The sequence below is a fragment of the Mycobacterium sp. genome (assembly GCF_049281135.1).
Classification (GTDB): domain Bacteria; phylum Actinomycetota; class Actinomycetes; order Mycobacteriales; family Mycobacteriaceae; genus Mycobacterium.
In genome coordinates this window covers 1-6,684 of sequence record NZ_JBAPRN010000554.1, presented here as the reverse complement: position 1 = coordinate 6,684, position 6,684 = coordinate 1, and the positions used below count along the sequence as shown (strand labels likewise).

General features: G+C 63.3%; 8 protein-coding genes and 1 pseudogene. All 9 read right to left on the bottom strand.

The features are described from left to right. A partial coding sequence (locus WAN02_RS21690; protein ID WP_422266280.1) for a hypothetical protein occupies positions 1 to 986 on the bottom strand: 986 nt, incomplete at its 3' end. Further along, positions 983 to 2,314, bottom strand: coding sequence for a Dyp-type peroxidase (locus tag WAN02_RS21685; protein ID WP_422266279.1), 1,332 nt, complete (start codon positions 2,312 to 2,314; stop codon positions 983 to 985). The genes WAN02_RS21690 and WAN02_RS21685, both read right to left, overlap by 4 nt. Positions 2,315 to 2,335: 21 nt before the next feature. Then, positions 2,336 to 2,896, bottom strand: a complete 561-nt coding sequence (locus tag WAN02_RS21680) for a hypothetical protein (protein ID WP_422266278.1) — start codon at positions 2,894 to 2,896, stop codon at positions 2,336 to 2,338. 609 nt (positions 2,897 to 3,505) lie between these two features. Then, the gene (locus tag WAN02_RS21675; protein ID WP_422266277.1) at positions 3,506 to 3,721 is read right to left on the bottom strand and encodes a hypothetical protein; all 216 of its coding nucleotides are present in this window, start codon (positions 3,719 to 3,721) and stop codon (positions 3,506 to 3,508) included. Between the two features lie 168 nt (positions 3,722 to 3,889). Beyond that, a pseudogene (locus WAN02_RS21670) lies at positions 3,890 to 4,155 on the bottom strand (hypothetical protein); the annotation flags it as partial. 172 nt (positions 4,156 to 4,327) lie between these two features. Further along, the gene (locus tag WAN02_RS21665) at positions 4,328 to 4,837 is read right to left on the bottom strand and encodes a DoxX family protein (RefSeq protein ID WP_422266276.1); all 510 of its coding nucleotides are present in this window, start codon (positions 4,835 to 4,837) and stop codon (positions 4,328 to 4,330) included. A gap of 7 nt (positions 4,838 to 4,844) precedes the next feature. Further along, positions 4,845 to 5,144: a protein UsfY gene (gene usfY, locus WAN02_RS21660; protein ID WP_422266275.1), complete on the bottom strand. Its 300-nt coding sequence runs from the start codon at positions 5,142 to 5,144 to the stop codon at positions 4,845 to 4,847. A gap of 101 nt (positions 5,145 to 5,245) precedes the next feature. Beyond that, the gene (locus tag WAN02_RS21655; RefSeq protein ID WP_422266274.1) at positions 5,246 to 5,626 is read right to left on the bottom strand and encodes a hypothetical protein; all 381 of its coding nucleotides are present in this window, start codon (positions 5,624 to 5,626) and stop codon (positions 5,246 to 5,248) included. A gap of 66 nt (positions 5,627 to 5,692) precedes the next feature. Beyond that, positions 5,693 to 6,472: a DUF732 domain-containing protein gene (locus WAN02_RS21650; protein WP_422266273.1), complete on the bottom strand. Its 780-nt coding sequence runs from the start codon at positions 6,470 to 6,472 to the stop codon at positions 5,693 to 5,695. Positions 6,473 to 6,684 lie beyond the last annotated feature (212 nt).

Genomic DNA, 6,684 nt, shown 5'->3' with positions numbered 1-6,684 from the left:
TTCTTGAGGCTGTCGGTGCCGCCGAAAAGCGTGGTGAAGTTCGTGGAGTCGACGAGGACGATGTCGCCGGCGCGCTGGCCCGACGGCGGCATCCAGATCAGGGCGTTGAATTCGGTGTTTCCCGCCGCGGTGAAGGGATGATGCCTGTTGGGATCGATCCGTTGACGACCCAGCACCCGCACCGAGTCGCTCTCCGGTGCGGTGAGTTCGTAGTGCGGCAGGTGGGGATGGAAGTTGAACGTGGTGACGTTGTCGAGCAAGTGCGCGGCGTCCAGGTCGCGGACCGCGGTCAGGGGTGCGATCTGCTTGGTGCCCTCGACAACGGCGGGACGCAGCCCCCAGGTGTTGTGCACCGGGACCTCGAGGGCGAGCATCAGTGAGCGGGTGTATTGCCCGAACCGTTGTTGACGAGGCACAAGTGGGTCGCCGTGGTGCTGGTATTCCACCTGACGCTGGGCAAAATCGTCGGTGAAGCCGACGTCGTGGTGCGGGGCCAGTAACAGGCACGTGCCTTCTCGTTTCAGCCATTCCCGGATGGCGCTGACTTCCTCCGGAGCCGCTTCCTGCGCGGACAGGATATGGTCCAGCCCGAAGACCATGAGGGTGTCGGTGTCGGCCAGGATCCGCTCATCGATGGGGAGCTGGTAGCCCGCCTGGTCGATGCGCTGGAAGACGGCGACTGGGTGACCGGTGGCTTCGCCAGCCAGGTCCTGGAAAGCCAGCGCTGAGCGGTGGAAAAGTTCCAGGGTGCCCGCGATGCCCTGGAGGAAGTGCGACTTGTCGTATTCCGTTGTCTCGTAGCTCGGCCATAAGGCGTTGCGGACTTCGGTCATGGTGGAGAAGCGGTTGTACATCGCGGCCGGGTCGCGCTGGGCTTCCCACGGGTAACTCCAGCTCCAATAGATGCTGATACGCCGATGACCTGGAGTGTGCTTGCGCGGGACATGGGTTTGGTTGTAGGTGCGCGGAGCGGGCAGCGTGCTCATGATCGTGCCTCTTGACTGTCGAGCGTCGCCAGGTAGCGGAGGGCTGCTAGCCCCGGCAGGAAAAAGTAGGCCCCGCCCTTCAAGGTGGTGAAGGCCGGCAGGCCTTTGAGGACTTTGCGGATCGGCCTGTTGGGGATTTTGAATTCCATTGTGCCGTCCTGTGTCCCGCAGATGGGGTCATGCTCGTTGCCGAGTTCGTGGAACGTGCGGTCGTTGATCCACACGTTCTGCGCGAACTCGAATTGGCGAACCAGGCTGGCACAGATGATGAATGCGGCAATACCGCGATCCACCCCGTCGTCGGGCGCACCCTCGGGCAATGCCGGCCCGTAGGTGGCACCGCGGCGAATTATCCTGTGCCGGTTCATGTTGTGCGCAGTGTCGCGCGGGTTGAGGCGTCTCGCGTGCGATCCCAGCGGGCAAGCGTACCCGTGCGGATCCATCTCCTTATAGTTAAAGTCGTTGTTGCGCATAGGGTCCGCGCCCAGCTCGGGATCGTCCTTATCCGGTGCCAGCACCAGCGGTGCACCGCTGCGCCAGCGGCCCATGAACTTCGCGGCGAGCAATTCCTGATCGCCCGGCGTGTCGGCGTGCTCGAGCAGATAGTCACGGAAAAGTCCTACGTGCTCCTGCAACCGCCGGTAGGCCATGTAGCTTCCATTGCGGCACAGTACTTCTGGCTGCGGCAGATCTGGCGACCCGTGCTCGTCGGGATAGCCGAGGATGAACTCGCCCGGCTTCAGCGGCGCCCCCGACCCCGGCGTCGGCTGTTCACCCGAGCCCTCGATCACCGGCTGCGACAACCTGTCGCGGAACCCGAAGTGATCATGTGCGTAATTGAACGGCGGCGTCGCGTTCAAATCCAACACCGACAGGCTGCGCACACCCTCGCACCGGGCTACCAGCTCGTCGTGCACCCCGGTGGCGCGCGCATGTTCAGCTTCATCACGCGCGAACAGGATCGCGATAGCGTGTAAGTCGGCGCCTGCCAGACCGCCCACCCAGTTGTCGGGGTGCGCGGCCCCGGTATCACCCAGGATGTCTGCCCGAGCCGCCATCCCCTGGCGAAACGCCTCCGGGAAAGTCGCCAGCGATTCCTCGGGAACCCCGAGGGCTCGCAAGCCATTCCAGGTGACTGCCAGCGTGACCCACCGCTTCGTGCTGTCCATCGAGGCTTGCGCCGCGGTGGCCGATTCGACCACGGGGATCAGCTCGGACAGCCACGCCCGACCCCCCGCCGGGTTGCCAAATGTCAGAAACTCATAGCGGCCCGTCATCGCCGGCGTGCGGGTCAGCAGAATGTGCTGAATGTCGTCCAACTCAAGCATTGGTGCACGCTTCGATACGGATCACTGCATCTGGTCAAGCATGTCGGAAAACGCCGCTTTGAGCCGAAGGGCCTTTTTGATCTCGTCGGCGGTGACGTACGGGTACTCCCCGTACTCCAGGAAACTGGGGCACTGATGCTCACGAACGAACTTGACGAAGGCGTCCGGATTCTCTTTCCAGTCCTCGGGGAATCCCTCGAGATTGGTGAATACCGTAGTGATCCCGGTCTGGCTGAACAGCGCCACCGCATCCTCGGTGTATTTGTCGAAATCGGTGTCAAAGATGCCCTGGTACTGAAAATGCAGCCCCGAGCCGACGTCGAACAATACCCACCGCAAGTAGTGCAGCCGCAGCGGCGCGAGCACGTCGGGACTCCCGGCAATCGCTTCTTCGATCTGCTTGCCGTACGCGCGGACGGCCTCTTCGCGCCCCTCTTTGACCTTCGCGATGATCGAAAAGCCATAGCAGGCAGGAGTTCTCGGATAGATCGGACCGTAGCGGCCCCGCTCGAGCTCAAAGTACCCGTCCTTGGGAATGGCCGTCGCCGCTGGCTTGCTCCAGTCATGATCGCTCGTCGGCATTTCGGACTCCCCTCTGCGCTATCCGTGCGAACACTACGCCCCGATCACGCCCCCGGACCATTTCGTCGGCGGCCATTCGGACCAGGCGACGACTGTTGCGTCGAGCCTCACGTGGCGGCGCGAGAACAGGCGCACAGGCGACGCTTACGGAGCGCCGCAGCGGCGAAGCCGTCGCCGGAATTTTGTCCGCCGGCCATGATCTCCAGCTAGCCATCCAAGCCATCTGCGAAGCGTCCGATTTAACCGCCGATTCGGAGGAGGGCAAGATTTCGGCGGCCACGGCTCATGCCGCACTCGATGACGTCGGCGACCAACCGCAGCGCGCCCTGCTCGGCATCGCCACCGCATTCAACGTCGGCCGAATCACAATCGTTGACACCGACTGCGGAAAATATGCGACCGTACGCCGCGAGCCTGGGGACTTGCACGCGAAAGCTCAACGAGGATATTTTCGCTCTGGTCACAGCCGCCCCCGACAACCTTTCCCCGGTGCAAACCTGGCGCAACAAGCGCATGTGCGCCGAGGTCAAAAAGCGACTTGGGGCGGAGTATTTCAAGTACCCGGCTGAATTCGGCTAGCGACCTCCGCCATCGCCCCATCAAGTGCCGTCACGGTTTGCCGCTGTAGCCCTGAGGTAGCAGGTGGCCGTCATAGGTCCTGGGGGCTGGCGCGCGCATCCCAGGGGTTTGCGGGCAGTGCTCTTGGGCGTGGCTTATGCCGTTGCCCATCGAAGGGCACACCGTTTTGCCGTTGTCGGCATGGGCCGGCGCCGCCAAGGCAATCGTGGCAGCCGCGATGCAGGTAACTATCGTTTTGTTGATCATGTAATCCACAACGCAGCCCGCAGGGGCAGCTATCAGAACAGGACAAATCCCGGACGGGAAAACCCCATTTCTTGATGGTTTCTTGACGCGACCGCGCACGACCTCACCGGGGTTCGTCGTTGTTTTGTGCCGACCTTGGTCTTGGTGCGGTTCGACGTTGCCGTCCCAGAGTTCGACGAAGCGTGGGCTCTGCGCCGCGAGTTCGCGGATTAGTCGCTTCAACCGTGGATCGGCGGGGTATCGGGCTGCGGTCAGGCGCAGGTCGGCAACGAGTCGGGCCTGCTGGTCGGCCCGCTCCTCGGGGGTCTGGACGGTGCGGTTGCCTGGGCCGATGAGGTGGCGCCAGATGCTGTTGCGTTCGATTCCCGCCAGTTCGTGGTCGGACCCATCAGCGCGTCGTAGGGTGCGTTGGCGGTGATGAGTGTCCAGGTGGCGTCGTAGACGGCAACGGGGGTGTTGGAAAGGCGGTCGAGTGGGCGTTGCACGCCTGGCGACATGCGCGACGACACCGAGTCAAGTCCCGGGGTGATGTGTCCGGCCAGCCGGAACAGCAGGTCGCGCTCCCCTCGCACCTTTTGCTGCCAGTGATTCCGGCTGAGTGGTCGCTCAGTCCTCGGTGGTCAGCATCGCCAGACGTCGACTGGCCAACTCGTCCAAGCTGGCCTTGCCGGCTCCGACACATAGCAACCACAGCAGCAGCGCTACCAGCAGCCACTCCGGTGCATAGAACAAGTTGCTGAGGAAGTCCCAGAGAGCCGGATACTTCTCCGCCAGATTCGGGCCGATGTCTGTGATCAGGGCGCCGACCATGTCCCCTGCCAGTATCAGAGACACCAGCCGGGTGGCCAGGCCCAGCATCAGCGCCGCACCACCAACAAGTTCCACGACGGCCGTAACCGGGGCGAGCACCTGTGCAGCTGGAATGCCCAGGCGGACAAACATCGTTGTGAATTTCCCTAGATCATCGAGCTTGATCACCGCGCCGCTGAAGAACATGAACCCGACAGTGACCCGCAGCACGAAGTTCGGGAGCCAGCCGAGGTTGTCCAGCGCGTCGGTAGTACGACGGTAAGCCGGGCCGAAACGTGTTGCAACGACGCGAGATTCGCCGGCCATCACGTACTTAGCGCAACTGAGCGTCGGGGTTCGCGGTGTGCCACTGCTCCTCGAGGTGGGTCACCCGGCGGTTCTCCACGACGATCCATAGCGCGCCGGCGACCGCTCCGAGCACGGCGATGAGCACCGTGGTGGTGAGCCATTCGTACCGTCGGTAGGCGGCGGCTGCCGCCGTGCAGATCATCCCGAATGCCGACACGGCCAGCAGGATCAACCCCGGCCAGAAGAAGTTGTCCTTCATGGCGATACCAGCGTGCGGTTGCGTGGTCCGAGAATGATCTGTCGGATCGTGATGAGTGTCGCCCATCACGTCTCCCTCCGTCGTCGGACGAGATAACCAAATGCTACTCACCCTGCGCACTCACCGAAATGCCGAATTCGGCCCAGGCCGTCGGCACGTCGGTTTGGTCAAGCCGGGCCGGCGCCTTGGCGGCCTAACAGCTCGGGCAGTGAAACTGCCCCGATCGTTGTCACCAGCCACACCACAAGCGTGGTGGCCACCCAGGACGCCATGCCGCGAACAGTGAGCCCGTGCGTCATTGCCGTGGCGAGGATCAACGCGAAAACGGTCAATGCCAGGCCGGTGCCCCCAAGAAGTAGCGCCGCATACCCATGTGGCAACTTCAAGATCAACAACGACAGCGCCGCTTGCGCCACCGAGAACACCACCACGGCGACGATGAACCCCGACGCCGACAACGAAACTCCGGGAATAACCCACGCGGCCACCAGCAGTCCGATCGCCCACGATCCCAGAAGCAAAACGGCACGCAACAGGATTTGCCTCATAGCACTAAGCGTAGGTCTCGAGACTGTGCTCATGAAAGACCGATTAGAGAGCCGCACCCGAACGAGTCAGCTGCCGCCGTGCAGGCCGTCCCGGATGTCTTGCAGGTTGTTGTTGATCCCCTTCAGATCGCCTTCGATGGTCTGCAGGTTGGTCAGCGACTTCTGGTAGGTCTGCTGCGCCTGGTCCGAGGCTGTCGATTCGAACTGCGGGCAGTAAGTGATGACGGCAGCGGTGACGAAATCGGCGCTTTGACTGGCATCCCAAACCGTCGACTGCTGCACGAAGTGCGTCGCGTCGGCGACGTTGGGTTGTCGCCCCAGGAAATCGCACACCGCGTGGCCCTGGGTAGTGACGTAGTCGTGGCTGGGAACAGGCATGCCCTCGCGTTGCAACGTGTCGATCAACGCCTGCTCCGCGATGTCGGTTGTCGAAACGGGCTTAGGCGGCGGAATGAATGGCGCCGGTGCCTGAGCCACCGGGCTGGCTTGCGCATCGGACGGCGGGGTCGGCGTCGGCTGGGGCGTCTGGTGGCGGTGGTGAAGGGCGAACATCACGGCGACGACGGCGGCGATGGTGATCAGGGACAGCGGGACCGCGGCGCGCAGCGCCAGGCGCAGCAGCAGACTCCGCCGTCGGGGAGGCGGGCGATTGTCGGCTTCGTCAGCGGGCAAACAGATTTCATCGAGAATCGCAAGGTCACACAGCGCATCCGCCGGATGGCCCAGGCGCTCGTCAAGAAGCGCGTCGAGTTGGCGGCTGGACGGCCGTCCGCCGCGCTCGCGAATGGAGCGCAGCTCGGCCGCCACGCGCCTCAATTCGGAGTCGATCGTCTCGCGATCGCGCATCTTCTGAGCTTAGAACTAGTTGGCACATCGACTCACGGTGAATGCCGTATCTGCTCGCAAAGCATGGGGAATTCGTCCCATATTTGCCTGCATTCGGGCACAGTGGAGCCTCTACTCGGGGAGGTCGCGGTGAGCCCTCAGCGGCAATTCGGCATGCTGTGCATCGGCGCCTCGCTGGCGTTGACGTCAGCGCCAACGGCGTGGGCGGACGA

Bases quoted from the DNA above. Each gene is read 5' to 3' on its own strand.
- WAN02_RS21685 (WP_422266279.1), bottom strand. From the start codon at position 2,314: ATGCTTGAGTTGGACGACATTCAGCACATTCTGCTGACCCGCACGCCG.
- WAN02_RS21680 (WP_422266278.1), bottom strand. From the start codon at position 2,896: ATGCCGACGAGCGATCATGACTGGAGCAAGCCAGCGGCGACGGCCATT.
- WAN02_RS21675 (WP_422266277.1), bottom strand. From the start codon at position 3,721: ATGATCAACAAAACGATAGTTACCTGCATCGCGGCTGCCACGATTGCC.
- WAN02_RS21665 (WP_422266276.1), bottom strand. From the start codon at position 4,837: ATGGCCGGCGAATCTCGCGTCGTTGCAACACGTTTCGGCCCGGCTTAC.
- usfY (WP_422266275.1), bottom strand. From the start codon at position 5,144: ATGGGCGACACTCATCACGATCCGACAGATCATTCTCGGACCACGCAA.
- WAN02_RS21655 (WP_422266274.1), bottom strand. From the start codon at position 5,626: ATGAGGCAAATCCTGTTGCGTGCCGTTTTGCTTCTGGGATCGTGGGCG.
- WAN02_RS21650 (WP_422266273.1), bottom strand. From the start codon at position 6,472: ATGCGCGATCGCGAGACGATCGACTCCGAATTGAGGCGCGTGGCGGCC.